Source organism: Pantoea sp. X-Soil-ISGK-421 (assembly GCF_059730785.1).
Genome location: NZ_AP035979.1, coordinates 2,032,827 through 2,059,788, shown reverse-complemented (window position 1 = coordinate 2,059,788; position 26,962 = coordinate 2,032,827). Strand labels below are relative to the sequence as shown.

Annotated in this window: 27 protein-coding genes; 13 read left to right on the top strand and 14 right to left on the bottom strand. The window is 55.0% G+C overall.

Annotated features, from left to right (window positions below; genetic code table 11):
- Window positions 1–37: 37 nt before the first annotated feature.
- Together bioD and AC6I8K_RS09595 are read left to right on the top strand one after the other, a co-directional pair.
- Window positions 38–739, top strand: a complete 702-nt coding sequence (gene bioD / locus AC6I8K_RS09600) for a dethiobiotin synthase (RefSeq protein WP_483817422.1) — start codon at window positions 38–40, stop codon at window positions 737–739.
- A 179-nt stretch (window positions 740–918) separates the two neighbouring features.
- Window positions 919–2,292, top strand: coding sequence for a nucleobase:cation symporter-2 family protein (locus tag AC6I8K_RS09595; protein ID WP_497826621.1), 1,374 nt, complete (start codon window positions 919–921; stop codon window positions 2,290–2,292).
- A gap of 144 nt (window positions 2,293–2,436) precedes the next feature.
- On the opposite strand, the gene osmV is transcribed toward AC6I8K_RS09595, so the two are convergent.
- From osmV to AC6I8K_RS09575, 4 genes are read right to left on the bottom strand one after another with little or no spacing between them, the layout of a single operon-like run.
- Entirely contained in the window at window positions 2,437–3,573 is a 1,137-nt protein-coding gene (gene osmV / locus AC6I8K_RS09590) for an osmoprotectant ABC transporter ATP-binding protein OsmV (RefSeq protein ID WP_064738720.1), read from the bottom strand.
- Window positions 3,573–4,220, bottom strand: a complete 648-nt coding sequence (gene osmW, locus AC6I8K_RS09585) for an osmoprotectant ABC transporter permease OsmW (RefSeq protein WP_064738719.1) — start codon at window positions 4,218–4,220, stop codon at window positions 3,573–3,575. The genes osmV and osmW overlap by 1 nt, the downstream gene beginning before the upstream one ends.
- 9 nt (window positions 4,221–4,229) lie before the next feature.
- Window positions 4,230–5,156: a glycine betaine ABC transporter substrate-binding protein gene (locus AC6I8K_RS09580; protein WP_497826620.1), complete on the bottom strand. Its 927-nt coding sequence runs from the start codon at window positions 5,154–5,156 to the stop codon at window positions 4,230–4,232.
- Window positions 5,157–5,172: 16 nt separating this feature from the next.
- Entirely contained in the window at window positions 5,173–5,889 is a 717-nt protein-coding gene (locus tag AC6I8K_RS09575; protein WP_064738717.1) for an ABC transporter permease, read from the bottom strand.
- 384 nt (window positions 5,890–6,273) lie between these two features.
- Between AC6I8K_RS09575 and AC6I8K_RS09570 the strand changes: the two genes are divergently transcribed.
- On the top strand, window positions 6,274–7,734 hold the full coding sequence (locus tag AC6I8K_RS09570; protein ID WP_483817419.1) for an MDR family MFS transporter: 1,461 nt from the start codon (window positions 6,274–6,276) through the stop codon (window positions 7,732–7,734).
- Between the two features lie 31 nt (window positions 7,735–7,765).
- On the opposite strand, the gene AC6I8K_RS09565 is transcribed toward AC6I8K_RS09570, so the two are convergent.
- Together AC6I8K_RS09565 and AC6I8K_RS09560 are read right to left on the bottom strand one after the other, a co-directional pair.
- Window positions 7,766–8,062, bottom strand: coding sequence for a DUF1161 domain-containing protein (locus AC6I8K_RS09565; protein ID WP_064738715.1), 297 nt, complete (start codon window positions 8,060–8,062; stop codon window positions 7,766–7,768).
- A gap of 52 nt (window positions 8,063–8,114) precedes the next feature.
- Window positions 8,115–8,450, bottom strand: coding sequence for a DUF1283 family protein (locus AC6I8K_RS09560; protein WP_064738714.1), 336 nt, complete (start codon window positions 8,448–8,450; stop codon window positions 8,115–8,117).
- 130 nt (window positions 8,451–8,580) lie between these two features.
- On the opposite strand from AC6I8K_RS09560, the gene AC6I8K_RS09555 reads away from it, so the two are divergent.
- Window positions 8,581–8,910: a YnfA family protein gene (locus AC6I8K_RS09555; protein WP_073991656.1), complete on the top strand. Its 330-nt coding sequence runs from the start codon at window positions 8,581–8,583 to the stop codon at window positions 8,908–8,910.
- Between the two features lie 74 nt (window positions 8,911–8,984).
- Here AC6I8K_RS09555 and ydfG read toward each other — a convergent pair whose 3' ends face one another.
- The gene (gene ydfG / locus AC6I8K_RS09550; protein WP_064738713.1) at window positions 8,985–9,731 is read right to left on the bottom strand and encodes a bifunctional NADP-dependent 3-hydroxy acid dehydrogenase/3-hydroxypropionate dehydrogenase YdfG; all 747 of its coding nucleotides are present in this window, start codon (window positions 9,729–9,731) and stop codon (window positions 8,985–8,987) included.
- A gap of 381 nt (window positions 9,732–10,112) precedes the next feature.
- On the opposite strand from ydfG, the gene guaD reads away from it, so the two are divergent.
- The 5 genes from guaD to dcp all read left to right on the top strand — a co-directional run bounded on the left by guaD (window position 10,113) and on the right by dcp (window position 18,129).
- Window positions 10,113–11,441: a guanine deaminase gene (gene guaD, locus AC6I8K_RS09545; RefSeq protein WP_497826619.1), complete on the top strand. Its 1,329-nt coding sequence runs from the start codon at window positions 10,113–10,115 to the stop codon at window positions 11,439–11,441.
- Window positions 11,438–12,880 (top strand): xanthine dehydrogenase small subunit, encoded by a 1,443-nt coding sequence (gene xdhA, locus AC6I8K_RS09540; protein WP_497826618.1) that lies wholly within the window; start codon window positions 11,438–11,440, stop codon window positions 12,878–12,880. The genes guaD and xdhA overlap by 4 nt, the downstream gene beginning before the upstream one ends.
- Window positions 12,870–15,236: a xanthine dehydrogenase molybdopterin binding subunit gene (gene xdhB, locus AC6I8K_RS09535; RefSeq protein WP_497826617.1), complete on the top strand. Its 2,367-nt coding sequence runs from the start codon at window positions 12,870–12,872 to the stop codon at window positions 15,234–15,236. Before xdhA ends, xdhB begins: the two co-directional genes overlap by 11 nt.
- Window positions 15,223–16,005, top strand: coding sequence for a xanthine dehydrogenase accessory protein XdhC (gene xdhC, locus AC6I8K_RS09530; RefSeq protein ID WP_497826616.1), 783 nt, complete (start codon window positions 15,223–15,225; stop codon window positions 16,003–16,005). Before xdhB ends, xdhC begins: the two co-directional genes overlap by 14 nt.
- 72 nt (window positions 16,006–16,077) lie before the next feature.
- A complete protein-coding gene (dcp, locus tag AC6I8K_RS09525; protein ID WP_497826615.1) occupies window positions 16,078–18,129 on the top strand; it encodes a peptidyl-dipeptidase Dcp in 2,052 nt (683 codons plus the stop codon).
- A 459-nt stretch (window positions 18,130–18,588) separates the two neighbouring features.
- Here the strand turns inward: dcp and hpxO are convergent, their stop codons facing one another.
- Window positions 18,589–19,746, bottom strand: a complete 1,158-nt coding sequence (gene hpxO, locus AC6I8K_RS09520) for an FAD-dependent urate hydroxylase HpxO (RefSeq protein ID WP_064738707.1) — start codon at window positions 19,744–19,746, stop codon at window positions 18,589–18,591.
- Between the two features lie 250 nt (window positions 19,747–19,996).
- On the opposite strand from hpxO, the gene AC6I8K_RS09515 reads away from it, so the two are divergent.
- Window positions 19,997–20,236, top strand: a complete 240-nt coding sequence (locus tag AC6I8K_RS09515; protein ID WP_497826614.1) for a hypothetical protein — start codon at window positions 19,997–19,999, stop codon at window positions 20,234–20,236.
- 28 nt (window positions 20,237–20,264) lie between these two features.
- Here AC6I8K_RS09515 and AC6I8K_RS09510 read toward each other — a convergent pair whose 3' ends face one another.
- The 5 genes from AC6I8K_RS09510 to AC6I8K_RS09490 all read right to left on the bottom strand — a co-directional run bounded on the left by AC6I8K_RS09510 (window position 20,265) and on the right by AC6I8K_RS09490 (window position 22,899).
- Window positions 20,265–20,780 (bottom strand): RES family NAD+ phosphorylase, encoded by a 516-nt coding sequence (locus AC6I8K_RS09510; protein WP_483817412.1) that lies wholly within the window; start codon window positions 20,778–20,780, stop codon window positions 20,265–20,267.
- Window positions 20,780–21,262 carry an Xre family toxin-antitoxin system antitoxin gene (locus AC6I8K_RS09505; protein ID WP_064738704.1) on the bottom strand — a complete coding sequence of 161 codons (483 nt, stop codon included), beginning with the start codon at window positions 21,260–21,262 and terminating at the stop codon, window positions 20,780–20,782. The genes AC6I8K_RS09510 and AC6I8K_RS09505 overlap by 1 nt, the downstream gene beginning before the upstream one ends.
- A gap of 103 nt (window positions 21,263–21,365) precedes the next feature.
- On the bottom strand, window positions 21,366–21,695 hold the full coding sequence (locus tag AC6I8K_RS09500; RefSeq protein WP_483817411.1) for a DHCW motif cupin fold protein: 330 nt from the start codon (window positions 21,693–21,695) through the stop codon (window positions 21,366–21,368).
- Window positions 21,696–21,803: 108 nt separating this feature from the next.
- A complete protein-coding gene (locus AC6I8K_RS09495; protein ID WP_497826613.1) occupies window positions 21,804–22,109 on the bottom strand; it encodes a glycerol-3-phosphate dehydrogenase C-terminal domain-containing protein in 306 nt (101 codons plus the stop codon).
- Window positions 22,110–22,599: 490 nt separating this feature from the next.
- Entirely contained in the window at window positions 22,600–22,899 is a 300-nt protein-coding gene (locus AC6I8K_RS09490; RefSeq protein ID WP_497826612.1) for an FAD-dependent oxidoreductase, read from the bottom strand.
- A 214-nt stretch (window positions 22,900–23,113) separates the two neighbouring features.
- Here AC6I8K_RS09490 and AC6I8K_RS09485 point away from each other — a divergent pair, with 214 nt between their 5' ends.
- From AC6I8K_RS09485 to AC6I8K_RS09475, 3 genes are all read left to right on the top strand, one after another.
- The gene (locus AC6I8K_RS09485) at window positions 23,114–23,638 is read left to right on the top strand and encodes a P-loop nucleotide/nucleoside kinase family protein (RefSeq protein ID WP_497826611.1); all 525 of its coding nucleotides are present in this window, start codon (window positions 23,114–23,116) and stop codon (window positions 23,636–23,638) included.
- 117 nt (window positions 23,639–23,755) lie between these two features.
- Window positions 23,756–25,018, top strand: a complete 1,263-nt coding sequence (locus AC6I8K_RS09480; protein WP_497826610.1) for a DUF1479 domain-containing protein — start codon at window positions 23,756–23,758, stop codon at window positions 25,016–25,018.
- A 42-nt stretch (window positions 25,019–25,060) separates the two neighbouring features.
- Complete coding sequence (locus AC6I8K_RS09475; RefSeq protein WP_497826609.1) at window positions 25,061–25,804, top strand: DeoR family transcriptional regulator; 744 nt, start codon at window positions 25,061–25,063, stop codon at window positions 25,802–25,804.
- Between the two features lie 193 nt (window positions 25,805–25,997).
- Here AC6I8K_RS09475 and AC6I8K_RS09470 read toward each other — a convergent pair whose 3' ends face one another.
- Entirely contained in the window at window positions 25,998–26,951 is a 954-nt protein-coding gene (locus tag AC6I8K_RS09470) for a sugar-binding transcriptional regulator (RefSeq protein ID WP_064738698.1), read from the bottom strand.
- Between the last annotated feature and the right edge of the window lie 11 nt (window positions 26,952–26,962).

The following is a 26,962-nucleotide window of genomic DNA, read 5'->3' as shown; positions in this document are numbered from 1 at the left end:
CGCACGTTACACATCGCTTTAATGAAGGAGGAAAAGGGTGAAAACGCTTTTTGTCACCGGTACCGACACCGCGGTGGGTAAAACCGTGGTATCTCGCGCGTTATTGCAGTGCTTTGCCAAAGCGAATTTATGCGCTGCAGGTTTCAAACCTGTCGCCAAAAGCGCGCAACTCACACCTGAAGGCTTACGTAATAAAGACGCACTGTTGTTACAACAGGCTTCGGGTCTCACGCTTACTTATCCCGCCGTTAATCCTATCGCTCTGGAAGAGGATGAAATCAGCACCAGCTCGTCGCTAAGCATTGATTATTCATTGCTTAGTCGCAGCCTTAACGATTTGCAGGAGCGCGCCGCTCGCGTGGTGGTGGAAGGCACCGGCGGCTGGCGCAGTTTAATGAATGACTTGCAGCCTTTATCGCATTGGGTGCGTCAGGAGAATTTGCCGGTTGTGTTGGTTGTCGGGATTAAGGAAGGTTGTATCAGCCACGCTTTACTGACCGCCGAAGCTATTGCTCAGGATGGGTTGCAGTTGGTGGGTTGGGTGGCAAACCGTATTAATCCCGGTCTGGCGCATTACGCTGAAATTATTGATGTTCTTAGCAAAAAACTGGGCGCACCTTTATTAGGCGAGTTGCCTTACCTGCCGCGCGCTGAGCAACGAGAATTGAGCGGCTATCTGAATATTGCGCTGCTCAATACGAATGTTTCGCACGACAACAGTGCAAAACCCGCCGCCTGATGAAACAAAAAGCAGCAAATGATCAGTGGCTGAACCTAAGATTTCAGGCTCAGCCATCCTCTTAGCTAAATTATTTCCTTTCATTTTCAATTTATTAACTCGATAATTTTGCTTAAGCCCATCCTCTGGCGTGATTCATGCATCAGCTGCTCTGATGAATATCTTGCCGGAGCACCTGTATGTCGCAATCAGATGAGAAAGGTTTGTTGTATGGGCTGAATGACCGTATTGGTCCATTGCCTGCATTTTGTGCCGCATTGCAACATGTGCTGGCCAGCGTAGTTGGCATCATCACGCCGCCGCTCATTATTGGTTCCGTATTGGGATTACAGGCGTGGATCCCTTATCTGATCAGCATGTCGCTGTTAGTTTCTGGTCTCGGTACGTTCCTGCAGGCACGCCGCTTTATGGGCATTGGCGCAGGCATGATCTGCCTGCAAGGCACCAGCTTTGCTTTTCTGGGCGTGATTCTGTCGGGCGGACTGATGGTAAAAGCGCGTGGCGGATCGCCTGAAGAGATCATGGCGATGATTTTTGGCTGCAACCTGGTCGCGGCGCTGATTCCAATGTTGATTAGTCGTTGCATCGCGCCACTGCGTAAAGTGTTGACGCCGGTCGTCACCGGCACCGTCATCACGTTGATTGGTATTAGCCTGATTAAAGTTAGCATCACCGATTGGGCCGGCGGGCATAACACCACCAATTTCGGTGCGCCTGGCAATCTGGCGCTGGGTGCCTTGACGCTATTGGTCATTATTGTACTTAACCGTTCGCAAAATCGCTGGACGCGGCTGGTTGCCGTCGTGGCCGGTATTGCCGCGGGCTGTATCGCGGCGGCCTTTACCGGTCATCTCAGCCTTAAGCCGATGGCGGATACGCCGTGGCTGGTCTTGCCAGCGCTGTTCCGTTTTGGTTTTGCTTTTGACTGGACCATCTTCATTCCCATCGCACTGGTATCGGTGATTGCCGTGATTGAAGCGGTGGGCGATCTTACCGCGAACTGCATGTTGTCGCGCCAGCCGATTGAAGGCGAAGCATTTGAGCGCCGCATGCAGGGCGGTATTTTCGCCGACGGTATCAGCTGCTTACTCGCCGCCGTTTTCTCCGCATTTCCTAACACCACCTTTGCGCAGAACAATGGCGTTATCCAGATGACGGGTGTCGCCAGTCGTTATGTCGGCATGGTGATCGGCGTGATGCTGGTGCTGCTCGGCATGTTCCCGGCGATTGGTTATTTGCTGCAGCAAATTCCACCGCCGGTGCTGGGCGGCGCCACCATTGTGATGTTTGGTAGTGTGGTCGCGGCCGGTATTCGCGTTATGACGCAAACGCCGCTGGGGCGTCGTGAAATGCTGATTGTTGCCGTATCGTTTGGTATCGGCCTGGGCGTCGAAGCGGTGCCTGAGGTGCTGAAACAGTTCCCCATGCTAGTGAGCAATTTATTTGGTCATGCGGTGACCACCGGCGGACTGCTGGCGATTATGTTGAATATCGTCCTGCCTTCAGAGCGCAGCGAAGCGATAGGGACAGAAACGGCTGAGGAATCGCGTTAACTGAGCGCACGGTATGAATGAGCCGAGGGGCATATGGCAGAGGAGTAAAGCATCCCGCGCCAGGGAAGGCGCGGGCTGAGCCTCAGGGATGATTTATGGCGACTTTACGATCTGCCATATGCCCCTCGGCGACTGCTCGAAGAATTAAGGATTCAACCGCCGGCGCGTACGTCCAGAACTGAGATAGTCCGCAATATAGTCCTGCGATATCTCACCACTGTAGCGGCCTTCTTCATCAACGATTGGCATCCACACCGTGTTGTGTTCATACAGTTTCGATAGCACCACGCGCAGGTTCTCTTCCGCTTTACCCGTCACTTTAAAGGTATGCAGCATCTCTTCGCAGCGGCCAGTGGCTGCACGCGCTTCCCGACGCTTCACAAAACCTAGCGGCTTGCCATCTTCGTCCACTACGGTGACCGAACGCATATCGTTATCATCCATGGTCGCAAAGGCTTCCTGTAATGGCGTATTACGCTGCACGGTAATGGTGGGTTGTTGATCGGTGACATCGCCGGCCTGCACCAGCAACAACCGTTTCAGCGTACGGTCCTGACCAACAAATGAGCCGACAAAATCATTCGCCGGTTTGGCTAACAGCTCATCCGGGCTGGCGCACTGTACAATTTTTCCCTGACCAAATACCGCGATGCGATCGCCGAGTTTTAGCGCCTCATCGATATCATGGCTGACCAGCATCACGGTCTTCTTCAACTGACGCTGCATCTCAAGGAATTCATTCTGAATCACTTCACGGTTAATCGGATCGACCGCGCCAAAAGGTTCATCCATCAGCAATACCGGTGGATCAGCAGCCAGCGCGCGAATCACACCGATACGCTGCTGTTGACCGCCGGACATTTCACGCGGATAGCGATGCAGGAACTTGGTCGGATCGAGCGCCACCATGCTCATCAATTCAGTGGCGCGTTCGCGGCAGCGTTTTTTGTCCCAGCCCAGCATGCGCGGCACCACGGTGATGTTTTCTTCGATGGTCATGTTCGGGAACAGACCAATCTGCTGGATAACATAACCAATATTGCGGCGCAGGGTGACGGTGTCTTGTCCGCTGGTATCTTCACCGTTGATCAATATCCTGCCGCTGGAGGACGGGATCAGGCGGTTAATCATCTTCAACGTCGTGGTTTTGCCACAGCCAGAAGGGCCGAGCAGCACGCACATTTCGCCTGCAGGTACTTCAAGGCTGACGTTATCCACGGCATTGAGTGACGTGCCGTTCTTTTGCGTAAAGGTTTTCGTCAGGTTTTCCAGTTTTATCATTATCGAATCCCCTTAGGAGTCAGCGCCGACTGCAAACGGTGCAGCAGCCAATCAAGCACAATCGCGAGCAAACAAATCATTAAGGCGCCGGCAATTAACATGCGCACATCGCTGCCGCTGATGCCGTCGAGCAGTTGCAGGCCCAAACCGCCGGCACCAATCACTGCAGCAATCGCCATTACACCTACGTTCATCACCACCGCCGTACGAATACCACCGAAAATCACCGGCAGTGCCATTGGAATTTCCACCCAGCGCAAACGTTGCCAAAAGGTCATGCCAATGCCGCGACCCGCTTCACGCAGGCCCGGTGACAAATTCTCCAGCGCGGTGTGGGTGTTACGCACAATCGGCAGCAGCGAGTAGAGAAACACGGCCGTAATCGCGGGAAGGGCACCGATGCCCTGACCGATCATCGAAAACAGCGGAATCATCAAGCCGAACAATGCAATGGTCGGAATGGTGAGTACAATGGTGGCGATGCCGAGCACCGGCGTAGCCAGCCACTTAAAGCGCACAATCAAAATGCCCAGCGGCACGCCAACGATAATGGCGAAACCAACCGCGACCAGCACCAGCCACGTATGTTGCCAGGTCAGCGTCATCAAGGTGTGCCAGTTATTCATGATGTAATGCAAGGTATCCACAGCGCCTCCTTACAGCATGTTCTTAGATTGAAGGAAATCACGCGCCACCTGTTGCGGCGACTGGTGATCAATATCGACACGCTTGTTCATCTCGGTGATCGCTTCGTCGTTAATCAGCGCTGAAAGCTGATTGAGTGCCGCATCTAAACCTGGATGGCTCGCCAGCACATCCTGACGCACCACAGGCGTGACGTTGTAACTCGGGAAGAAGTGCTTATCATCTTCTAACACTTTGAGTTCAAACCCTTTCACCCGTCCATCCGTGGTGTAGATCAAACCCGCATCAACAAAGCCATCGCGAATTGCGTTGTAGACTAAGCCGGGATCCATCTGGCGAATCTGCGGACGATCGAGTGGCATGTTGTAGGCTTTCTGCAACGGCTTCAGGCCATCTGAGCGACCCGAGAACTCCAGATCCAAACCGAGTTTCCAGTTGTGGTCCGGGTCGTTCTTGCGCACCTCTTCCAACTTCGCTACCAGTTGCGACATGGTATTGATGCCTTCTTTGTCCGCACGATCGCGTTGCATGGCAAACGCATAGGTATTGTTCATGGGTGCCGGATTGAGCCAGACCAAGCCTAATTTCGCATCCAGCGCTTTTACCGTTTTATAAGCGTCTTCCGTCGACATCGGCTTATTGATGTGATTAAAGATGATCAACGAGGTGCCGGTATACTCCCACATCATATCAATCTGTTTGTTGATCATGGCGTTACGGCTAATGGTGGTGGCGATATTGGTCTTCGGGATCACCTGAAAACCTTTCTTCTCCAACCAAATTACCGTCATCGCTGACAGAATATGCTGCTCGGTAAAGCTCTTGGTTGCCATGGTAATCGGCGTTGCAGCAGCGACGCTGTGGCTAATTGCCAGCGTCGCGGTCAGTGCCAGCGCAGTATGTTTTACCCAGCGCGCCAGCTTGTTGGCAGTGGCCATCACAAAACTCCTTGTGTTAAGCCGCAGAGTGCGGGCTGAGATAACGTCCCAATGCTGCGAGCAGCATGTCGAGTACCAGCGCAACCAAAGCAGTCGCAACTGCGCCGAGGATTAGCGTAGGGAAGTCGTTAAGGTAAATACCGGGGAAAATCAGCTCGCCAAAGCTACTGGCGCCGATCAGGAATGCCAATGGCGCGGTGCCGACGTTGATCGCGGTGGCAATGCGCACGCCCGCCAGAATCACCGGCAGTGCATTGGGGATTTCCACCTGACGCAAACGCTGAAACTTCGTCATTCCGATACCGTTGGCAGCTTCGATCAGTGACGGCGGTACCGCGCTCAAACCGGCAAACGTATTGCGCACAATCGGCAGCAGCGAGGCGAGGAACAGGGCAATCAGCGCTGGACGATCGCCAATACCGACAATCACCATCGCCAGTGCCAATACCGCCAACGGCGGTAGGGTGTTACCGACGTTAAAGATTTGCATCACATATTCAGCCCAGCGACGGGCGAATGGACGACTTAACAAAATACCGCTGGGAATGCCCACCAGCAGCGCAAAGAGCATTGACCAAAACACTAAAAACAGATGCTGCTGCCCGAGGTAGATCAAATCTTCCCGGCGATCGCGCAGCGTATTCAGCCCCAGCCCCCATACCAGCAGGGCAATCACCGCGACAATCGCGAGCAATGCCAACCCAGCGCGGCGGGCGAGCGATGCATTTTGCATAGCAAGTGTCTCCCTGATTTGAAAAATCGTTCGATATGGTTATGTCATTTCCGGGATGGCGGCGCAGTGCAAAAAAGAACACATACGAAAATCCTTCACCCCTTTAAATTGCAGTTAAAATGACTGTTAGCAGATGCTTTTTTAGTGAATAACTGGAAAGCACCGCTTAGACCTATAGCAATGCTTGACGATAAGCGCCAGTTTTTGCGGCAAAATCAGACAGATAGAAATAATAAAAAACCGCATTCAACCCGCATGGAATAAGGCATCATCTGACAATAAAAAATATTCATCGAAATAAGTGACGGCGTAACATACAGGCGCACGCAGAGGAAACTGGTCCAGTGAATTTTCAGCTAGCCTTGTAATAAATTAGGGAGACGTATGACTGAAACTGCAGAATTGAACACGCAACACCGCCACTGGGTTCTCGTCGGCTGCATGCTCGCTATGTTTATGGCGGCAATTGAAGTCACCATCGTGGCCACCGCGATGCCGACTATCATTGCCGATCTTGGCGGTTTTTCGCAGTTCGGCTGGGTATTTTCCATCTATTTGCTGACGCAAGCAGTGAGCGTACCGTTGTATGGCCGATTGGCTGACATGTGGGGCCGCAAACGGCTGCTGTTTATTGGCGTTTCGCTATTTTTGATCGGATCAATTCTGTGCGGATTCGCCCACAGCATGACGTGGTTGATCCTGTTCCGTGCCTTTCAGGGCTTAGGCGCTGGCGCGATTATGCCGCTCACCTCCACCATCGTGGCTGACGTTTATTCGCCGCGCGAGCGAGCGAATGTACAAGGCTGGCTTTCCAGCGTCTGGGGCGTCGCGGCGATTATCGGTCCGCTGAGCGGCGCGTGGCTGGTGCAGCACTTTAGCTGGTCAGTCATCTTCTGGGTTAACGTGCCGATTGGCGCGATCGCGATGCTGCTGCTGGCGCGTTTTCTTCCCACGCGTGAGCAAAATCAGCAAACCACGCTCAATCTCACCGGCAGCTGCTGGCTGATGATTAGCGTGACCGCGTTGTTAGTCGCGCTGTTGCAGGCAGAGGTGCTCGGCTTCTGGCTGCTGCCGTTCCTGCTGCTGGCGCTGATCGCGGCATGGCGCTTAAAGCATCATGAACAGCGCGCCGATGCACCGCTGTTCCCGCTGGAAATCTGGCGCAGTCGGCTCATCGTTGCTGGCAACGTCGGCAACCTGATTATCGGTGCCAGCATGATGGGTATCAGCGCCTTTCTGCCAACGTGGATTCAGGGCATTACCGGCGGCACGCCGCTACAGGCGGGCAGCGCACTGGCGATGATGTCGATTGGCTGGCCGCTGGCGAGCACCTTAAGCGGCAGATTGATGCTTATCACCTCGTATCGCTTCACCGCACAGATGGGCGCATTGTTGCTGATTACCGGCAGCGCATTACTGCTGTTGCTGCGTAGCGATAGCTCAATCATGCAGGCAGGATTTACCGCGTTTGTGATTGGTACCGGCATGGGCATGACCAGCACGACCTTTCTGGTGTCGGTGCAGAACCATGCGCATTACGATATTCGTGGCATTTGCACCGCATCAATCATGTTTAGCCGCATGATCGGTTCGGCAATTGGCACGGCGTTATTAGGCGCGGTGCTGAACCTGAATCTGTCGCTGCGTCTGCCGCAGGCGGAAGATCCGATGCAAAAGATCATGTCACACGAAAGTCGCCAGGCGCTGCCAGAAGCGACGCTGCATGATTGGACCGGGCAAATCGCCACCTCATTGCATTGGGTATTTGTAGTGTCGTTGCTGATTGCGCTGTTAACACTGTGGGTCGCGTGGATGATGCCGCGGCAAAGGCCGGAAGTAGAGTAAAAGCAGGGCGGCTATCAAGCCGCCCGAAGGGTTACTGCGCTGGCGTATCCTGAGAGCTGCCTGCGCCGTCTGGCACGCTGCTGTCACCATCACGGCCATTTTTCTTGTAGACGATTTTCTGTGTGTCGTTTTCACAATGACCCACCACCTGTCCGCCCACCTGATCGGCCTGATCATTGGCCACGATATCCAGCGTGAAGTCAGATTCGGCGACGCCGTTGTTAATGATTTTTTTGCTGATATCCGCTTTGACACTTTCACAAGAAGCCTGCGCCAATACCGGTAGCGCGAGCATCGCCATCAGCAGAACTGCATTACGTTTTTTCATCATTCACTCCTTTGGTCAGAATTCCTGTAAAAACTATAGCAGTGATGGCGGATTAAGGTGCAAGCGGGCGTCCGGTCCGGCGATCAAGACAACGCAGCGTGTTGGGTTCCCAATAAGCATTCACGTTGTAGCTTTTCTCGCAGGAGTCGCGGGTATCAAAGGCTTTGTCCGCTTTATCGAACTCTTTCTCCACGCGCGTATTCACTTTATTACGCAGGTTTTTGGTATCGTTCCACTGCTCTTTGCTCTGGCGCGCGGCTTCATTGCTCGATGCGCTGCTGCCATCTTCAATGATCAGGCGATCGGTTTTGGCAGAAGCCAGCGGCGCAGCCAAAAACAGACTTGAAGTCAGCACGGTCGCCAGCAGGGCGGAAAACAGTTTTTTCATCGTCATTTCCTTCAGTTAACACCAGCACAGCCGGGATCGCGGCTGTAACAACTATGGGCGCTAGTATATCATCGCTGCTTATTTGCTCACCAGTGGTGAGCGCTTTGTTTAGCTTAGAGAGAGATTTTCTATGCTGGTTAAAACCGCCTTGCTGTTTTTTATCACTGCGATTGCGGAAATTGTTGGCTGTTTCCTGCCGTGGCTGTGGTTAAAGAAGGGCATGACGGCCTGGCTGCTGGTGCCGGCGGCGGCGAGTCTGGCGCTGTTCGTCTGGTTATTGACGCTGCATCCCGCAGCCAGCGGACGCGTCTATGCGGCCTATGGTGGCGTTTATGTGCTAACGGCGCTGATATGGTTACGCGTGGTGGATGGTGTGAAGTTAAGTACGTGGGATTGGGTCGGCGCGTTGGTTGCTTTTAGCGGTATGCTGATCATCGTTGCTGGCTGGAGCCGTGTTTAATGCGTTCCGTGAAATCGTAGGGTCGCCATTTATGGCGATCGGGTGCGCATTACTGCGCACCTTACAAAATCGCATTAACCTTTATGCACCTTCAAACCTGCAGTGGTTTGCGTTACCGGCATAATCTCCAGCGTATTGATGTTGACGTGCTTTGGCAGCGTGGTGACCCAATAGACCGCTTCAGTGACATCGTCTGCTGTCAGCGCGGTAGTGCCTTCATACACCTGTTCCGCTTTGCCATCATCGCCTTTAAAGCGCACATTGGAGAATTCAGTGCCACCCACTAAACCGGGTTCAATATCGGTCACGCGCAGCGCGGTGCCGTGCAGGTCGGTACGCAGGTTCAGGCTAAACTGACGGACAAACGCTTTCGTCGCGCCATACACGTTGCCACCCAAATAAGGCCAGCTGCCCGCAATCGAACCGATATTCACGATGTGGCCGACGTTGCGCTCTACCATGGCAGGCAGCACGGCGCGCGTCATGTACACCAAACCTTTATTGTTGGTGTCGATCATATTTTCCCAATCTTCAATATTGGCTTTGTGCGCAGGTTCCACGCCCAACGCCAGACCGGCATTGTTCACCAGCACATCAATATCGCGCCATTCAGCGGGCAGGGAAGCGATCACTTCATCGATGGCCGCGCGATTACGCACATCCAATTGCACGGTATAGAGATTGTCGCCCAGCTCCTCTTTCAGCTCTTTTAAACGCTCAGCGCGACGGCCGCTGGCGATCACTTTGTGACCTGTAGCAATGAAGCGGCGGGTGATACTTTGACCAAAACCAGCGGTTGCGCCAGTAACAAAAATAATCATCTCACTGTTCCTCAAACGATTTCAGGTTATCAGCCACACCTTAGCATTAACCTCTAACCCGTGCTCATGAAAACCAAATGCAGCTTGTTGCAGGATTTTTCCTGCACGTTAGCAGTGCAACAGCGCACCACAAAGACGCACATCTGCGGGCGATAAACACACTATGCCCGGCAAAAGTTTCCTCGCTATAACATCGCAACCGTTTGCTAATCCAGGCAACCGGTTGCGCATACGATTGCCAGCAAGCTTGACACATAAATCAGCCGAATCAACCTATTATATTGAATTTAAACAGTATTATTTCTTCTTTGCATTGGCATGCACTTTGCAAACTATCTTTAAGGCAATTACCTGCACATAAAAAAGTACCAAGGAACCGTTATGCCTTACGCACCCGAAACGCTGCTGCGCGCCAGCTTCTTTGATTTCACCGATCTGGCCGCGCAGCCGGATGACATCGCTGCCAATGCGCGCTATCTCGAAGATGGGTTATTAACGCTGCGGGACGGCAAAGTGGTCAGCCTCGAAAGCTGGCAGATTGCAGAAGGCCGTGTGGATCCCACGCGCGTCACCGATCTGCGCGGCAAACTGATCGTGCCCGGCTTTATCGATACCCATATTCATTACCCGCAAACCGAAATGATCGGCGCCTTTGGCGAACAGCTGCTTGAATGGCTCAACCAGTACACCTTCCCGGTGGAAAGCCAATATCACTGTCCTCATCATGCGGCTAAGATGTCGGCGTTCTTCCTGCATCAGCTGTTGTCTAACGGCACGACGACTGCGTTGGTGTTTGGCACTGTCCATAAGCAATCGGTCGATTCACTGTTCAGCGCGGCGCAGCAGCTGGATATGCGGCTGATTGCCGGTAAAGTGATGATGGATCGCAACGCGCCTGAAGACCTAACGGAAACGCCAGAAGAGAGCTATCAGCACACGCGAGAACTGATTGAACGCTGGCATCAACGTGGTCGCCTGAGCTATGCACTCACGCCGCGCTTTGCGCCAACGTCCTCGCCGGAACTGCTGGATAAAGTGCGACAGCTACGCGAGGAGTTTCCTGATGTGTGGATGCATACGCATTTAAGTGAAAACCAGCAGGAGATCGCGTGGGTAAAAGCGTTATTTCCAGAGCGCGAAGGCTATCTCGATGTCTATCATCACCACCAACTCACCGGCAAACGCAGCGTGTTCGCGCACTGCCTGCATCTGGAAGACAAAGAGTGGCAATGCCTGCATGACACCGATTCATCGATTGCCTTCTGCCCAACCTCAAACCTGTTCCTTGGCAGCGGCTTATTCAACATCAAACGCTGCTGGCAGCAGGGCGTGCGCATGGGCATTGGCACCGACGTTGGCGCGGGTACCACCTTTAATCTGCTGCAAACGCTGGGCGAAGCCTACAAAGTCGGTCAATTACAGCAATACAAACTCAGCGCCTGCGAAGCGCTCTATCACGCTACGTTAGGCGGGGCGCATGCATTGGATCTCGATGATGTGATTGGCAACTTTAACTGCGGTAAAGAGGCCGACTTTGTGGTGCTCGATCCGGCAGTGTCGCCGCTGCAGAAGCTGCGCAACGCCAACAGCAAAGACATCTGGGAGCGACTATTTGTAATGATGACGCTGGGCGACGACCGCAACATCGCGCAAACCTGGGTGAGCGGCAAGCCGGTCTGGCAGCGTGAAAGTGAGGAGCAAATCGCATGATTCAGTTCTTACTCAACAATCGTTTAATCACCGAACTCGCACTTGATCCCAACCTCACCGTGCTCAACTATCTGCGCGGTCAGTTGCAGCGCCGCGGCACCAAAGAGGGCTGTGCGTCCGGCGATTGCGGTGCCTGCACCGTTACGCTCGGAAAAGTGGTGAATGGCAAGATGCAATATCAAGCGGTCAACAGTTGTTTAACGCTGGTGAGCAGCCTGCAAGGCAAGCAGTTGATCACGGTAGAAGACCTTAAACAGGGCCGCGAGTTGCATGGCGTGCAGCAAGCGATGGTCGATTGCCACGGCTCGCAATGTGGTTACTGCACGCCAGGTTTCGTGATGTCGCTATTTACCTTGCAAAAAAACAGTGATGGCTGGAATCGTCATCAGGCGGAACAGGCATTAGCCGGCAATTTATGCCGCTGCACCGGTTATCGTCCAATCATGGATGCAGCGCAGCAGGTCTGTGAACAACCTCATTCGGATGTATTCAGTACTGATGCAGAATCGTTAGTGCAGCGGTTACAGGCGCTTTGCAGCGAGGAAGTACAGATCATTGAAGCCGATGGCAGTCGTTGCTATGTGCCGAAAACAGTAGCGCAACTCGCCGATCTCTATCAGCAACATCCCGAAGCCCAGCTGGTGGCTGGCGGCACCGATCTGACACTGCAAATTACCCAACAATATAAGCGCCTGCCGCTGCTGATTGCGCTGGAGCAGGTAGATGAGCTGAAGGCTTGTCATGAAGATGAAACGCATCTTTTTCTCGGTGCCGCCGCGTCGTTGCACCATTGTTATCAGTTCCTGGCGCAGCACATCCCGGCATTTAGCACCATGCTAGAGCGTTTTGCCTCACTGCAAATTCGTAACCAAGGCACTATCGGCGGCAATATTGGTAACGCATCACCCATTGGCGATTGTGCGCCCATGTTGCTGGCATTGAACGCCATATTGGTTTTACAGCAGGGCGAAAAACTGCGGGAAGTCCCACTCGATCAATTCTTTACCGCGTATCGTCAAACGGTATTGCTGCCTGGCGAATTTATTCGCACTATCGCCATTCCTAAAGTGACAGTGTCACCAAGCTTCACCGCGTGGAAAGTGGCTAAACGACTGGACGACGATATTTCCGCGGTGTTCGCCGCCATCAATCTGCACCTCAAAGACGAGGTGATAGAAGAAGCACGCCTGGCCTTTGGCGGCATGGCGGCCACACCGAAACGTGCGCTGGCGGCTGAAGCAGAATTGCTCGGCCAGCCACTGAATCTAGCCAGCATCGAAAAAGCCTGTGCTGCGTTGGCTGTTGATTTCCAGCCGCTGAGCGACTTCCGTGCCAGCGCTGATTATCGTTTGCAGGTAGCACGCAATCTGTTGCGACGCTATTACGCCCAGGCGTCTGGCGAGTTGACCATTACGGAGGTGTCGCGCTATGTCTCATAATCGCCCGGAATTGAACGAGACGCTGCTGAAAACCCAGTTCGCCACCGCTATGCAAACGGGCGTGGGCCGCAGCAACAAGCACGAAAGTGCCGATAAACATGTCTCCGGTGAAGCGCTGTATATCGACGACAAGCCCGATTTGCCAGGATTGCTGCATCTCTGTCCGCGCCTCAGCGAGCATGCGCACGCACGCATCACCAAACTGGATGTTCAGCCGTGTTACGCGGTGCCGGGCGTGGTCAGCGTGCTGACCTGGCGCGATGTGCCGGGCCTCAACGATGTTGGTCCTCTTGAGCCAGGCGATCCACTGCTGGCGCAGGAGTACATCGAGTATGTTGGTCAGATCGTGATCGCCGTTGCGGCTGATTCGCCTGATGCGGCGCGTGCTGGCGCAGCGGCGGCAATTATTGAATATGAAGCGCTTCCGGCAGTGCTCGACGTGCGTGACGCGCTGGAACAACGCTTCTTTGTGCAGCAACCGCACATCCATCAACGCGGTGATGCTGAAGCCGCGCTAGCGCGCGCACCGCGCCGCATTCAGGGCGAGTTTCACATTGGTGGGCAGGAACATTTCTATCTGGAAACCCAAACAGCGCTGGTGATCCCTGGTGAAGATGACAGCTTGCAGGTTTTCTCTTCCACGCAAAACCCTACGGAAGTGCAAAAGCTGGTGGCGGAAGTCATGGGCATCACCATGAATAAAGTCACCATTGATATGCGACGCATGGGTGGCGGCTTTGGCGGTAAAGAGACGCAGGCGGCGGGTGTGGCTTGTTTATGTGCGATTGCCGCGCGCCAGCTGCGCAAACCGGTGAAAATGCGCCTGGCGCGCCGCGATGACATGCAGATTACCGGCAAACGTCATCCGTTTTTTGTGCGTTACGATGTCGGCGTCGATGATGATGGCCGCTTCTGCGGGGTGAAAATCGATTTGGCCGGCAACTGCGGCTATTCACTTGATCTTAGTGGATCGATTGTTGATCGCGCGATGTTCCACGCCGATAACGCCTATTACCTCGGCGATGCGCTGATTACCGGCTATCGCTGCCGCACGCATACCGCCTCGAACACCGCTTATCGTGGCTTTGGCGGCCCGCAAGGCATGGTGGCGATAGAGCAGATCATGGATCACGTCGCACGTGAAGTGGGTCTGGATCCGCTTGAACTGCGCAAGCGCAATTATTACGGTAAAACCGAACGCAACATCACCCATTACCATCAGCAGGTGGAAGACAATCTGCTGGATGAGATGACCGAGCAGTTAGAAACCAGCAGTGAATATGCGGCACGCCGCCGCGAAATCAGCACCTTTAACGCCGGTAATCGTTTTATGAAGCGCGGATTGGCGCTGACGCCAGTGAAATTTGGCATCTCCTTTACCTCCAGTTTCCTCAATCAGGCAGGCGCGCTGATTTTGATTTATACCGATGGCACGGTGCAACTCAACCACGGCGGCACCGAAATGGGCCAGGGCTTAAACACCAAAGTGGCGCAGATTGTGGCGGAAGTGCTGCAGATTGATATTAGCCAGATTCAGGTCACCGCCACCGATACCGGGAAAGTGCCGAACACGTCACCCACGGCGGCTTCCAGCGGTGCCGATCTCAACGGAAAAGCGGCGCAAAACGCCGCGCAAATCCTGCGCGATCGCATGACGGAGATGTTGTGTCAGCAACATCAATGCTCAGCAGAAGCGGTGAACTTCAGCAACGGCATTGTGCGCGTTGGCGACAAACATTTCACGTTCGCTGAGGTGGCGCAGCAAGCATGGCTTAATCAGGTACCGCTTTCGGCTACCGGCTTCTACAAAGTACCCGGCATTCATTACGATCGCGTCGCCGGACGCGGTAAGCCGTTCTATTACTTCTCCTACGGCGCGGCCTGCTGTGAAGTTTTGGTGGATACGTTGACCGGCGAATACCGTTTGCTGCGCGCCGATATTTTGCATGACGTCGGCGCGTCGCTGAATCCGGCCATCGATATCGGCCAGGTTGAGGGCGGTTTTGTGCAGGGCATGGGCTGGCTGACCAGTGAAGAGTTGGTGTGGAACGACAAGGGCAAATTGCTCACCGATGGCCCAGCCAGCTACAAAATTCCAGCGATCAGCGATGTACCCCGTGATTTACGCGTCACGCTGGTAGAGAACCGCAAAAATCCGCAGGACACGGTGTTCCACTCCAAAGCGGTGGGCGAACCGCCCTTCATGTTAGGCATCGCCGTGTGGTGCGCGTTGCAGGATGCAGTTGCCAGCGTCGATAACTATCGTCGCCATCCGCAACTCGATGCGCCAGCCACGCCGGAGCGGGTGTTCTGGGGGATTCAGCGCTTATCAGGAGCGGACCATGATTTATCATGACTGGATCAGCGTGTTACACCGCCTGCGCGAAAAGCGCGAAAGCTGTGTGTTAATCACCGTGCTCAGCGAGCGAGGCTCAGTGCCACGCGATCGCGGCAGCAAGATGGTGGTCAGCGCCAACGACACCTTCCTGACCATTGGTGGCGGCCACCTCGAATATCAATGCATCGCGCAGGCGCGTGAGATGCTACAGCAGCGCTGCACACAGCCGCGTAGTGAAGAGTTTGCACTGGCTGCGCGTCTTGGCCAATGCTGCGGTGGTCACGCCACGTTGTTGTTTGAGCCGCTGATGCAGCAGCAGCCTGAAATTCAGGTGTATGGCGCAGGCCACGTTGGTCAGGCGTTAGTGAATGTGCTCGCGACCTTGCCGTGCCACATTACGTGGATTGATAGCCGCGCCGCGCAGTTTCGTGCGGTGCCGCCCGGCGTGACGGTGCGTCAGGTCGAGGATCCCATCGACTGCGTGCAGGAAGCCGCGCCCGACAGCTACTTTGTGGTGATGACCCACGATCATCCGCTCGATCTGGCGCTCAGTGAAGCAATCTTGCGACGGGGGGATTTTCGCTATGCCGGTGTTATCGGCTCCGCCACTAAAGCCCAGCGTTTTCGTTATCGCTTAGAAGGCAAAGGTATTGCAGCAGATTCCCTCGCACGTCTGCGCTGTCCGATTGGATTAGCGGATGTGAAGGGCAAGTTGCCGGCGGAAATTGCCGTGGCGGTAGCGGGGGAAATCATCAGCGTTTATCAGCAGCAGGCGATAAGTTGTTGAGTGACGAGGAAACTGCCAGGATAGAAACATCCCGCCGCCGCCGTGCGGCGTTGCTGATTATCAGGAGCGATAATGAATTCACGAGCCAATCCTTTTTTTACCGCCAGCACCTTGCCGTATCAAACCCCGCCGTTTGACCAGATTCAGGAAGAGGATTTTCTGCTAGCGCTGCAAGCGGGTATTGAAGAGAAACGTCGTGAAGTGGCGGCGATCGCCAGCAATCCTGACGCGCCAACCTTTGCCAATACCTACGAAGCGCTGGAGCGCAGCGGCCAGCTGTTGCAACGCGTTAATCTGGTTTTTGGCGCGATGACCTCCGCCAACACCAGCGACCGTCTGCAGGAAATCGATGAACTGATTACGCCGCAGCTCACCGCGTTAAACGATGAAATCTGCCTTAACAGCCAGCTGTTCGCTCGCCTCGATACGGTTTACCAGCATCGCGGCTCACATTGCCCAGATGCCGAAGCGATGCGTCTGGCGGAAGTGACCTGGCAGCATTTCCAGCTGGCAGGCGCCAGCCTGAGCGAAGCGGATAAAACCCAGCTACGCGCCTGCAATCAGGAGCTGGCGAGCCTCAGCACCCGATTCGGCAATAAGTTGCTGGCCGCCACCAAAGCCGGTGCTTATGCGGTGAGCGATGTTGCGGCGCTGGCCGGATTAAGTGAGGAGGAGTTAGCGCATGCCAAAGCGGCAGCCGAAGCGCGCGGTTTACACGGCGAATGGCTGATTGCGCTGCAAAACACCACGCAGCAACCGGCGCTGCAATCGCTGGAAGTGCGCGCCACGCGTGAAGCGCTGTTCCAGCGGGCGTTGACGCGCAGCGAGCAGGGCGATGATCACGACACGCGCGACATCGTATTACGCATGGCGCAACTGCGCGCGCAGCAGGCGAGTTTGCTCGGCTTCAAAACCTATGCCGAGTGGAGTATGCAGGATCAGATGGCGAAAACGCCGGAGGCCGCCTTTGCCTTCATGCGCAATATCGTGCCTGCCGCGCGGGCACGCGCGGAACGCGAAGCCGCCGATATTCAGCAAGCGATTGAAGCCGCACATCATAGTTTCCCACTGCGCGTCTGGGACTGGAATTTCTATGCCGAACAGGTGCGTAAGGCGCAATACGCGCTGGATGAGAGCCAAATCCGCCCGTACTTTGAGCTGAACAACGTGCTGGAGAAAGGCGTATTCTGGTCGGCCAGCCAGCTGTTTGGTATTCGCTTTAGCCCGCGCCACGATCTGCCGGTTTATCATCCGGACGTCAACGTTTACGAAATTTTCGATGCTGATGACACGCCGCTGGCGCTGTTCTACACCGATTTCTTTAAGCGTGATAACAAAAGCGGCGGCGCGTGGATGAGCAATTTTGTCGACCAAACCACGCTGCTTGGCACCAAACCGGTGATTTACAACGTCTGCAACTACACCAAGCCGCAGGCTGGCCAGCCCGCGCTGCTGAGCTGGGATGAAGTGATCACCCTGTTTCATGAGTTCGGTCATGCGCTGCACGGCTTGTTCGCCACCCAGCGCTATCCGAGCTTGTCGGGTACCGCCACGCCGCGCGACTTTGTCGAATTCCCGTCGCAGATTAATGAGCATTGGGCCAGCAACGAGGCGGTGTTTGCCAACTATGCGCGTCACTATAAAACCGGTGAGGCGATGCCTGCCGAGTTGCGTGACAAGATGGTGCGCGCCTCGAAGTTCAATAAAGGCTACGACATGACCGAGCTTCTGGCGGCGGCGCTGCTGGATCTGCAATGGCATTCGTTAACCACACAGGACAATCCGCAGGACGTCAGCCACTTCGAGTTGCAGGCGCTGGCCGCCGAAAACATTGCGCTGGCGGCGGTTCCACCACGCTATCGTTCAAGCTATTTCCGCCATATCTGGGGCGGCGGCTATGCAGCCGGTTATTACGCCTATATCTGGACGCAAATGTTGGCTGACGATGGCTATCAGGCCTTTGTCGAGCGCGGTGGATTGACGCGTGAAAACGGCCAGCAGTTCCGTGAACATATTCTGTCACGCGGCAACAGCACCGATTTGCAGCACCTGTGGCTGGCGTGGCGCGGCAAAGAGCCGGAAATCGGCCCAATGCTGAAAAACCGTGGTCTGGAGGAAGCGTAACGATTCTTTATAGGGGCGCCATTCATAGCGTAATGCTCGTCAGTTAAGCAGCGCATTGGCTCTGCGGGGGGTTACCTGGTCGCCATGAATGGCGACCCTACAGGCGTTACAGCGATGGTGATTCAGAAATACGCATTGATGCTGCAGCGTGGGTGTTGAGGCGACATCCGAGCCCGCTGAACGAGTGAAGGATTCCAGGGCGAGTCGCAGGGATGCGGCGAGAGGCGGCGCTGAGCAGGAGCGAATCGCCGCCGGTCCGTCAGGAATCGTGAGCGAGTGAAGGAACCGCGTAGCGGCGGGCTGGGCTGGCGCAGGGCCGCGGAGTGCAGAGGGCGCGGCCTGGCGCCCTCTGCTCGGTCGCCGCACGGCATAGCTGAAACTGCCCCAGCCGATAGCGAACGAAAGTCGCTCGGCGCTTAGCTTAACTGATCGGCACTACGCCATTCATGGCGACCCGGTTCACCCGAGCGGCCCGCCTTCAATCGTATCGCACATACCGGCCAGCACGCGCTCGCCGGTTTCGTTTTTCAAGTCCGCATACCACGCCGCCGTCACCGCCGCGTCTTTCGCGTGGGTGACATCGCAGCGTTTGCGCGCTTTTAGCACCAAATCTTTGGTGCGATCGACGCGACGTGTTTCATAGCGCAGTAGCGCATCCTCAATCCCCAGCGAATGCGACGCCAGCGTCTGCGCCAGCACAATCGCATCTTCCATCGCCGCACAACCGCCTTGCCCAATATCCGGCGTGGTGCTGTGCGCCGCATCGCCGAGTAACGCAACGCGACCTTTAACAAAACGGCTAAACGGTTCGATATCGTGGATTTCCACGCGGTTAGTGGTTTCGGGATTGAGGCGTTCAATCAGGCGCTGCACCGGGGCGGCCCAGCCGCTGAAGTAGCCCTTGAGATCGCTTTTCAGCGTCGCGCGATCTTCCGGCAAGCCTTTTGGAAGCGGCACATCGAAGAAGAAGTAGAAGCGATTATCGCTGACCGGCATCAGCGACACGCGTTTGCCTTCGCCGACAAAGGTGGTCCACTGATCGGCGGGCGCAATCGCTTCATCAATCGTCACCAATCCGTTCCAGTTTACGTAACCGGCGTAACGACGCTCTACGGTCTCACCGAGCACATAGTGGCGAATCACTGAGTGCGTACCATCGGCAGCAACCAGGAAATCACCCTCGGCCTGGCTACCATCATCAAACCAGGCGGTGACGCCATGCTCGGTTTGCTCTACCTGCGTAACGCGTTTGCCAAAGCTGATGCGCGAACGTCCGTAGGTATCGATCAGCATCGCCTGCAATTCGGCGCGCGCCACAGGATAGGGGTATTCACCCACCTGTTGCACCAGCGGTTTCATGCTAAAGCGGGTGAGCGTGCTGCCGCTATGCGCATCGTTGTAGGCCATAAATGCCATGTTGCCGCCCAGCGCGCGCAAGGGCTCTTTCATGCCTAATGCATTGAGACATTTCACGCCGTTGGGCCAGATGGAGATTGCGGCACCCACCGGCTTCATCTCTTTCACTGCTTCAAACACCGCCGTATCAAAACCCGCTTTCTCCAGCGCAATCGCAGCACTCATACCGCCAATGCCCGCGCCAATCACAATCGCTTTCATATCCGTCTCCTTTGCTATGCATTGGAGATTGCAACTTTTGTACCAGGTTGTGTGACTGGCCAGAATGCATCTAACTCATTGATAATAATAAATCATGTCAGTATCACAGGCTGTTGCGCTGCACTAACATGGCGCAGCGCACTGCACTGCAGCAGGGCAATTTGTGCGCGCGTGTGAATCGAATGTTTCAACATGGTAATTGGCTACGCAACAGCCATACTCTTTACACCCTTTCTGCGAGGAATCATTCATGAAATGGATAATGGTTTTTGCCTTGCTGTTCAGCGCCAGCGTGCTGGCACAGCCGGAATGGCAGCCCGAGCGAAAAGCGCCGCTGGTGCAATTCACCCCGGTAGCTGCGAAGTGCGATGTGTCGTCGTGTAAGCAAAACTGCTATGTGCAGCAATCACAGTGTAAAAATGATAATAACGGCGGCTGTGGCTCGCTAGCACAAATTTGCGTGCAAAAATGTACCAGCCAGTGTCGTTAAAGGTGATGCCGCGACGCATGCGTCCCGGTCAGCGAAGACTGTTGTCCTCTTTAATGCGGCGGTCGAGTGCGAAGGGCGCAGAGGTGGCTTGTGCAAAAAGGGCAGTGGCAGCGGGATGCCCGGGATTAAGGATGGCGTTGTCTTCGCCGGTGAGAATGCTCGGTACCGTCAACAGCAAAGGAAAGCCACCTTGCAGATTGAGGAACGCGGCACCAATCGCCTGCGTCTCTTCCTGCTGCTGATACGTTTCCCAATTGACCGGCAACTTACTGCTGTCCAGCGCCATGATTTCACGCTCAGGAATCGGCAGGGTAAAAATCACAAAGCGGCTCTTCTCCAGCATGGCTTTACCGGCGTGCACCACCAGTTCTAGCGTGGCGAGCGCCTTCGAGCTGCTGAGATAAACGGTCTTAATGCCCGGCGGATTCCAGCGTCCACCCCATTTTTCAGCGCCAGCGCCGCTAAACGCATCGCTGGCGTACTCTTCTTTCACTAAACGATAAAACAGTCGGTAGGGCGCATCCGGTTCCTTCCGTGGCGTCATTACACAATTACTCCATGTTCCAGGCGGCCAATCAGCGTTAACACCGCATCGCAGCCCGCAGGCGTGCTCAGCATCTCCATGGGCAATGCATCATCCAGTGCCAACGCAGGTTGATACATCCAGTGCATAGCAGCGTCAACGTCACCGGCAAATAATTGCAGCACGGCATCCAGAATTTCGAACACCTGATACACCCGTGCGCCTTGCTCCACGGAGAGCTGCGACCCGGCTTTCTCACGGCGGCGATACGTATTGCGATCGATCGAGACCATTTGGGCAACATCCAGCGGCGTCGCTTTCAGTACCGTTGCCGCGCGCTCAACGATGCCGACGTCCAATCCTTCGGTGATCAGTTGGTGTGCTTTCAGCGGATTACGCGGCAACCCCATTTGATCCATAAAAGAGCGATGGACGTGTTGGATCAGCGTGGGATCGAAGACGCGCGCAGCATTGCCGTGATTGAATGGCGATGCAGTTGTCATAACAACCTCCTGATTAATGTTCATTTGAACATTTTGATAGCTCAAGTGTACATTACCGCGCAGAGGTTGTCATTTTTTGTACGCCCGGAAAACTCACCGGCTGCTAGTCAACAATAAATAATGTTGCCCCGTTCACGGTTGAAGATCGGTGCGCTTCTGCATTGTCCGCAACCTGATAACTGACACCCGGCGTGAGCGTGAAGGAACGACCATCATCCAGTTCGGTCACCATTTCCCCTTCGAGACACAGCAGAATATGGCCTTTGCTGCACCAATGATCCGCCAGATAGCCCGGTGAATACTCCACCATCCTCACCCGAATATCACCAAAGTGCTGAGTGCGCCAAAGTGCAAAGCCTTTATCGCCGGGATGGGTTTCAGGCTCGACGTCATTCCAGGTGGTGATGCCGAAAGGAAGCTGATTGATCTGCATGCGGATATCCTTAAAGAGGTAAGACGTCCATGATTAGCAGCGAGAGGGCAATTAAGCCAGTAAAATCAACTCACTTCTTCGCACAGTTCGCTGATGATCCCTGTAGCGTTATGGGTGACTCACATGACGCGGTTCTTCCGGAAAAACCGTGGGATTAAGACCGGTGAGTCCGTGCAACCGCGCCAGATTGGCGCAGCCGCGTTGCAGTTGCTGCGCGCATTCGCTGTCGCTCCACCCGAGTGTCATTGCCATTATCTGGGCGATCTCCTGCACCAGCGGCGCGCTAAGTTCACCACAAATCGCCAGCGCGGTACGGCGCACCAGCAAATCCTCCAACTGACACACCTGTTCATGCTCAATCAGGTAGCGCAACTCGAGATCGCTGTAAGCGGCGTGATGCCATCCCTGGCTCATGCCGCGCTTTCGCCGATGTCGTGTCGGCTCATCCGGGCCGTCACTCTGCGCTCGGCGCTGCGGATGGTGCCCAACACCGCCGCCTGTGAATGCAATATCTGGTCTGGAATTTCGCTGGCTGAAGGTTTATGCGAACCTGGTCGCCATGAATGGCGACCCTACAGCCGTTACAGCGATGATGATTCAGAAATACGCATTGATGTTGCAGCGTGGGTGTTGAGGCGACATCCGAGCCCGCTGAACGAGTGAAGGATTCCAGGACGAGCCGCAGGGATGCGGCGAGAGGCGGCGCTGAGCAGGAGCGAATCGCCGCCGGTCCGTCAGGAATCGTGAATGAGTGAAGGCACCGCGAAGCGGCGGGCTGGGCTGGCGCAGGGCCCGGAGTGCAGAGGGCGCGGCCAGGCGCTCTCTGCTCGGTCGCCGCACGGCAGTACTGAAACTGCCCCAGCCTGTGGCGAACGAAAGTGGCTCATTGCTTAACTGTTCGGCATTAGAACACATAGTGCGAGGCATTTTTCAGCAGGCGGTCACGCTCGGTAACCGACTCTTTGACCAGCGTAAATTCGCCGGTTTCAAGATAACGCAAACCGCCGTGGATCATGCGCGATAGCGCACCGCTGGCGGCTTGGCACCAGTCACCTTTTTCCACCAAAATCGCCGGAATCCCCTGCAACGCCAGCTCACGAAAAGTACTGATGCCGTTGATGCCGCCCCCGACAATCAACACCGGCGTAGACGACCGCAGGCGCAGGGCGTTCAGCCGGTGTTCGCGGGTTTTAATGTTATCCATGAGATGCTCCAGTTCCAGTACGCCTGCATGAGATCGTAGTCGCTGGAGCAGTATTAGAGGACGGAAGATGAACTAATTGTTATGCAAACCATCCGTGGTTGTGATTGTGTTCACTTAAAGGGTGTTATTGGTCTATAAAACCGAGCTTGAAACGTTGCAGTGCTCAAGCAACTCAGCGCATCGGTAATGTCTTTTGCAAAACAGGAATGAATTCATGCTCATCACTTTTAGCGGATTACCCGGCACCGGCAAAAGCACCATTGCACGGCTATTGGCGCAGCAGCTTGGTGCGGTTTATTTACGCGTGGATACCATCGAACAGGCGCTGCGATCGGGAGAAGAGAGCGAGAATTCTATCGGCCCGGAAGGGTATTTCGTCCTCTACGGATTGGCGCGCGAGAATTTGCTACTCGGTTCCACCGTCATTACCGACTCGGTAAACGACTTGCAACTGATCCGTAATGCTTATCGCGATATCGCATTGTTAAGCGGCTCGCCGCTGCTGGAAGTCGAAGTGATCTGTTCCGATCGCAACAAACATCGCTTTCGCGTCGAAAATCGCGTTTCCGATATTAAAGACTTGAAGCTGCCGGACTGGCAGACGGTTGAGCAGCGAGAGTACCAGCCATGGGAACGCGATCACCTGCAGCTTGATAGCGCAATCCTGTCGGCCCAGCAGTGTGTGGGTGCCATTCTACAAGTGATCCCCCTTTCACTTGAAACTCAACAGCGCGTTTAAATGTGAGCAGCGTCATTGTTTAAGTGTTTCATGATTGTTAAATACTCCGCTTTTGTTATGAATGAATAGTAATTAAGTTTCGAATGAAGCATTCAGGTTAACAAATCGGAGCATCTCATGAATCACACTTTCACTTCATTGCAACAACCCGATGATTTCAAACACAACGTTCGTCAGATGAAAAGAGCGCTGAGAGAGCAGATCGGCGATGTCGAAGGTCTGTTTGAACAAGTCAAAAGCAAAATCGTGAGTGAAATCGCCGCTGCTCGCGCGGAAGAGGCGCGAAACGGCAGCGCGTGGCCACAAATAAGCCAGGATGATATCGCCGCAGGACGCATCAGTGATGAGGTGAAGGATCATATTCGTCGACGCGGATGCGTGGTGGTTAAGCAGACTTTCCCGCGCGATCAGGCGCTGGCCTGGGACGCGTCGATGCTCAAGTATCTTGATGACAATGATTTCGACAACGTCTACAAAGGGCCGGGCGATAACTTCTTCGGCAACCTCGACGCATCACGTCCGGAAATCTATCCGATTTACTGGAGCGATGCGCAGATGTCAGCGCGCCAAAGCGATGCCATGGCCCAAACGCAATCTTTCCTCAATCGCCTGTGGAAGTTTGAATCACGTGGCACGCGCTGGTTCGATCCTGATGTCAGCATCATTTATCCCGATCGTATTCGCCGTCGTTTACCGGGCACCACCTCAAAAGGCCTCGGCGCGCACACCGATTCGGGCGCGCTGGAGCGTTGGTTATTGCCCGCTTATCAGCAGGTGTTCAGTAAAATCTTCACCAACCAGTTTGATCAATACGATCCCTGGGATGCGGCGCATCGCACCGAAGTGAATGAGTATCAATCGGGCACCACCACCAAGTGCTCGGCATTCCGCACTTTTCAGGGCTGGACCGCGCTGTCGGATATGCAGATTGGTCAGGGCTTACTGCATGTGGTGCCGGTGCCAGAAGCGATGGCCTATATGCTGCTGCGTCCGTTGTTGCAAGATGTACCGGAAGATGAGCTGTGCGGCGTTGCGCCGGGTAAAGTGCTGCCCGTTTCCGCGCAATGGCATCCGGAACTGATTGCAGGATTGTGTTCTATTCCCGCGTTGCAAGCGGGGGATTCGGTCTGGTGGCACTGCGATGTGATCCACTCGGTCGCGCCGGTAGAGGATCAGCAAGGCTGGGGCAACGTGATGTACATTCCCGCCGCGCCGCTGTGCGAGAAAAATGCGGCATACGCGACAAAAGTGGCGCAGGCGCTGTCCACGGGTGCGTCGCCAGGCGATTTCCCGCAGGAGGATTACGAAACGCAATGGCGCGATCGTTTCACCCTCGACGCGTTAAATGCCAATGGTCGCCGCAGTCTGGGCTTGGGTTAAATTTCTGGTAAGCTTGGCAAAAATTTCACAACAGCGGGTGTTATGAACGCACGTCATCAGCAGATTATCCACTTGGTTAGCGAGCGCGGCAGCGTCAGCGTCAATGAGCTGGCGCACATCACTGGCGTCTCGGAAGTGACGGTACGCCAGGATCTCAATCACCTGGAGAAAGGTGGCTTTCTGCGCCGCGTGCACGGCTCTGCCGTGGCGCCAGAAAGTGATGACGTGGGCGCGCGAATGCAAACCCGCTTCGCGGTGAAAAAGCGTCTGGCCGAGTACGCGGCATCGTTGGTGAACAGCGGTGAAACGGTATTTATCGAGGGCGGCAGCACCAACGCCTTACTGGCGCGTGAACTGAGTGAACGCAACGATATCACCATTATTACCGTGAGCCATTACATTGCGGGCTTGATGCGCGAAAAGGGCGGCGATGTCATCATCCTTGGCGGTCTGTTTCAGAAAAGCAGCGAGTCGGTAGTGGGGCCGCTGACGCGTTTATGTATTCAGCACCTGAATTTCCACAAGGCGTTTATCGGGATTGACGGCTGGGATGCGATCACCGGCTTTACCGGCCGCGATATGCTGCGCTGTGACGTGGTGAATGCCATCATGGAAAAACCCACGCACACTATCGCATTAACGGATTCTTCTAAGTTTGGCCAGATTCATCCGTTTGCGCTGGCCCCCACGCAGCCATTTAAACAGGTGATCACCGATGCCGGGCTGGCGCTTGTTTATCAAAAGGCGCTGCAGGAGAAGGGCGTGGAAGTGAGTTTGGTGTCGTAAAAAACGTAGGGTCGCCATTTATGGTGTAATGCTTGTCAGTTAAGAGATGAAACCCTATTACCGAGCGCACATATTGTAGCGGCGCAATTCATTGCGCGATAAATCGCGCGGCTACGGAATGTGCGGTGATTAGATACGGTGCTTAACTGTTCGGCATAACGCCGTTTATGGTGACCCATTAATCAGCTCACCATTACCCCACCAGCGCCAGTGCCGTCACTTCATCGGTAATCAACCCCGTTACCAGCCCACTGGCCAGCACCGCGCGAATGGCATCGATTTTACTGCTGCCGCCCGCCAGGGCGACAATCTCAGCGCGATGCGAAAGATCGAGATCCACCGACAAAGTGCGTGCCGTCAGGTTGGTGCGGATCATCTGTCCGTTGGCATCGAAGAAGTGACCCAGCAGTTCGCCGACCGCGCCGGATGAGGAGATATCATTGATCTCCGCTTCATCAATCATGCCCGCTTCAACCAACTGAGCGGCGGGCTCCACGGTACCAATTCCCACCAGTTTGACTTCACTCTGCGCCGCCATGGCAAACACTTCGCTCACGCCGCGCTGCGCCAGTAGCACGTCGCGGTCTTCCTGAGTATTCGCAAAAAAAGGTACCGGCATCATGTAAGCCTGCGCACCGGTTTTCTCAGCAATGCGATGCATTACATCGTGGGGATTGAGCGCGTAGTTGCGGGTTAAACAGCCGAGCAGTGAGACAAAGCGCATATGTGGTGCATCGATACGCGGCAATTGGTGGATGGCGGCGGAAAGGGTGCGGCCATGTCCCAGACCCAGCGTGGTAGAGGGCGACGCGCTGAGCAGGTTACGCAGGTAATCCGCGCCCGCCATGCCCAATGCGCGCACCGGTAAACCTTCTTCACCGAGATCGGGCGCGACATGACAAAAGTTCAGGGCGAATTTCGCACGCAGCCGATCTTCTAACGCGACGCAGGCGACGATATCGCCATCAATCGACACTTTCACCGCGCCTTCTGCCACCATGCGCGCAATCATACGGTGCGTTTTCACCGACGGCAGCCCGAGTCGTTTCGCCACTTCCGCCTGCGTTAAACCGCCGACGTAGTGCAGCCAGGCGGCGCGCAGCGCCAGAGATTCGTCGCGTTCAGTCGAGGTTGGTGCCGGTTTCATTGTTTGTACAT

What these genes read in the sequence shown, in the direction of transcription:
- guaD (WP_497826619.1), top strand. Translation starts at nt 10,113, where the DNA reads ATGCCTTACGCACCCGAAACGCTGCTGCGCGCCAGCTTCTTTGATTTC.
- hpxO (WP_064738707.1), bottom strand. Translation starts at nt 19,746, where the DNA reads ATGAAAGCGATTGTGATTGGCGCGGGCATTGGCGGTATGAGTGCTGCG.
- AC6I8K_RS09475 (WP_497826609.1), top strand. Translation starts at nt 25,061, where the DNA reads ATGAACGCACGTCATCAGCAGATTATCCACTTGGTTAGCGAGCGCGGC.
- xdhA (WP_497826618.1), top strand. Translation starts at nt 11,438, where the DNA reads ATGATTCAGTTCTTACTCAACAATCGTTTAATCACCGAACTCGCACTT.
- AC6I8K_RS09575 (WP_064738717.1), bottom strand. Translation starts at nt 5,889, where the DNA reads ATGCAAAATGCATCGCTCGCCCGCCGCGCTGGGTTGGCATTGCTCGCG.
- xdhB (WP_497826617.1), top strand. Translation starts at nt 12,870, where the DNA reads ATGTCTCATAATCGCCCGGAATTGAACGAGACGCTGCTGAAAACCCAG.
- ydfG (WP_064738713.1), bottom strand. Translation starts at nt 9,731, where the DNA reads ATGATTATTTTTGTTACTGGCGCAACCGCTGGTTTTGGTCAAAGTATC.
- AC6I8K_RS09480 (WP_497826610.1), top strand. Translation starts at nt 23,756, where the DNA reads ATGAATCACACTTTCACTTCATTGCAACAACCCGATGATTTCAAACAC.
- AC6I8K_RS09560 (WP_064738714.1), bottom strand. Translation starts at nt 8,450, where the DNA reads ATGAAAAAACTGTTTTCCGCCCTGCTGGCGACCGTGCTGACTTCAAGT.
- AC6I8K_RS09505 (WP_064738704.1), bottom strand. Translation starts at nt 21,262, where the DNA reads ATGACAACTGCATCGCCATTCAATCACGGCAATGCTGCGCGCGTCTTC.
- AC6I8K_RS09580 (WP_497826620.1), bottom strand. Translation starts at nt 5,156, where the DNA reads ATGGCCACTGCCAACAAGCTGGCGCGCTGGGTAAAACATACTGCGCTG.
- osmV (WP_064738720.1), bottom strand. Translation starts at nt 3,573, where the DNA reads ATGATAAAACTGGAAAACCTGACGAAAACCTTTACGCAAAAGAACGGC.
- AC6I8K_RS09595 (WP_497826621.1), top strand. Translation starts at nt 919, where the DNA reads ATGTCGCAATCAGATGAGAAAGGTTTGTTGTATGGGCTGAATGACCGT.
- AC6I8K_RS09490 (WP_497826612.1), bottom strand. Translation starts at nt 22,899, where the DNA reads ATGGATAACATTAAAACCCGCGAACACCGGCTGAACGCCCTGCGCCTG.
- dcp (WP_497826615.1), top strand. Translation starts at nt 16,078, where the DNA reads ATGAATTCACGAGCCAATCCTTTTTTTACCGCCAGCACCTTGCCGTAT.
- AC6I8K_RS09485 (WP_497826611.1), top strand. Translation starts at nt 23,114, where the DNA reads ATGCTCATCACTTTTAGCGGATTACCCGGCACCGGCAAAAGCACCATT.
- AC6I8K_RS09495 (WP_497826613.1), bottom strand. Translation starts at nt 22,109, where the DNA reads ATGAGCCAGGGATGGCATCACGCCGCTTACAGCGATCTCGAGTTGCGC.
- AC6I8K_RS09470 (WP_064738698.1), bottom strand. Translation starts at nt 26,951, where the DNA reads ATGAAACCGGCACCAACCTCGACTGAACGCGACGAATCTCTGGCGCTG.
- AC6I8K_RS09510 (WP_483817412.1), bottom strand. Translation starts at nt 20,780, where the DNA reads ATGACGCCACGGAAGGAACCGGATGCGCCCTACCGACTGTTTTATCGT.
- xdhC (WP_497826616.1), top strand. Translation starts at nt 15,223, where the DNA reads ATGATTTATCATGACTGGATCAGCGTGTTACACCGCCTGCGCGAAAAG.
- AC6I8K_RS09555 (WP_073991656.1), top strand. Translation starts at nt 8,581, where the DNA reads ATGCTGGTTAAAACCGCCTTGCTGTTTTTTATCACTGCGATTGCGGAA.
- AC6I8K_RS09570 (WP_483817419.1), top strand. Translation starts at nt 6,274, where the DNA reads ATGACTGAAACTGCAGAATTGAACACGCAACACCGCCACTGGGTTCTC.
- AC6I8K_RS09500 (WP_483817411.1), bottom strand. Translation starts at nt 21,695, where the DNA reads ATGCAGATCAATCAGCTTCCTTTCGGCATCACCACCTGGAATGACGTC.
- AC6I8K_RS09515 (WP_497826614.1), top strand. Translation starts at nt 19,997, where the DNA reads ATGAAATGGATAATGGTTTTTGCCTTGCTGTTCAGCGCCAGCGTGCTG.
- AC6I8K_RS09565 (WP_064738715.1), bottom strand. Translation starts at nt 8,062, where the DNA reads ATGAAAAAACGTAATGCAGTTCTGCTGATGGCGATGCTCGCGCTACCG.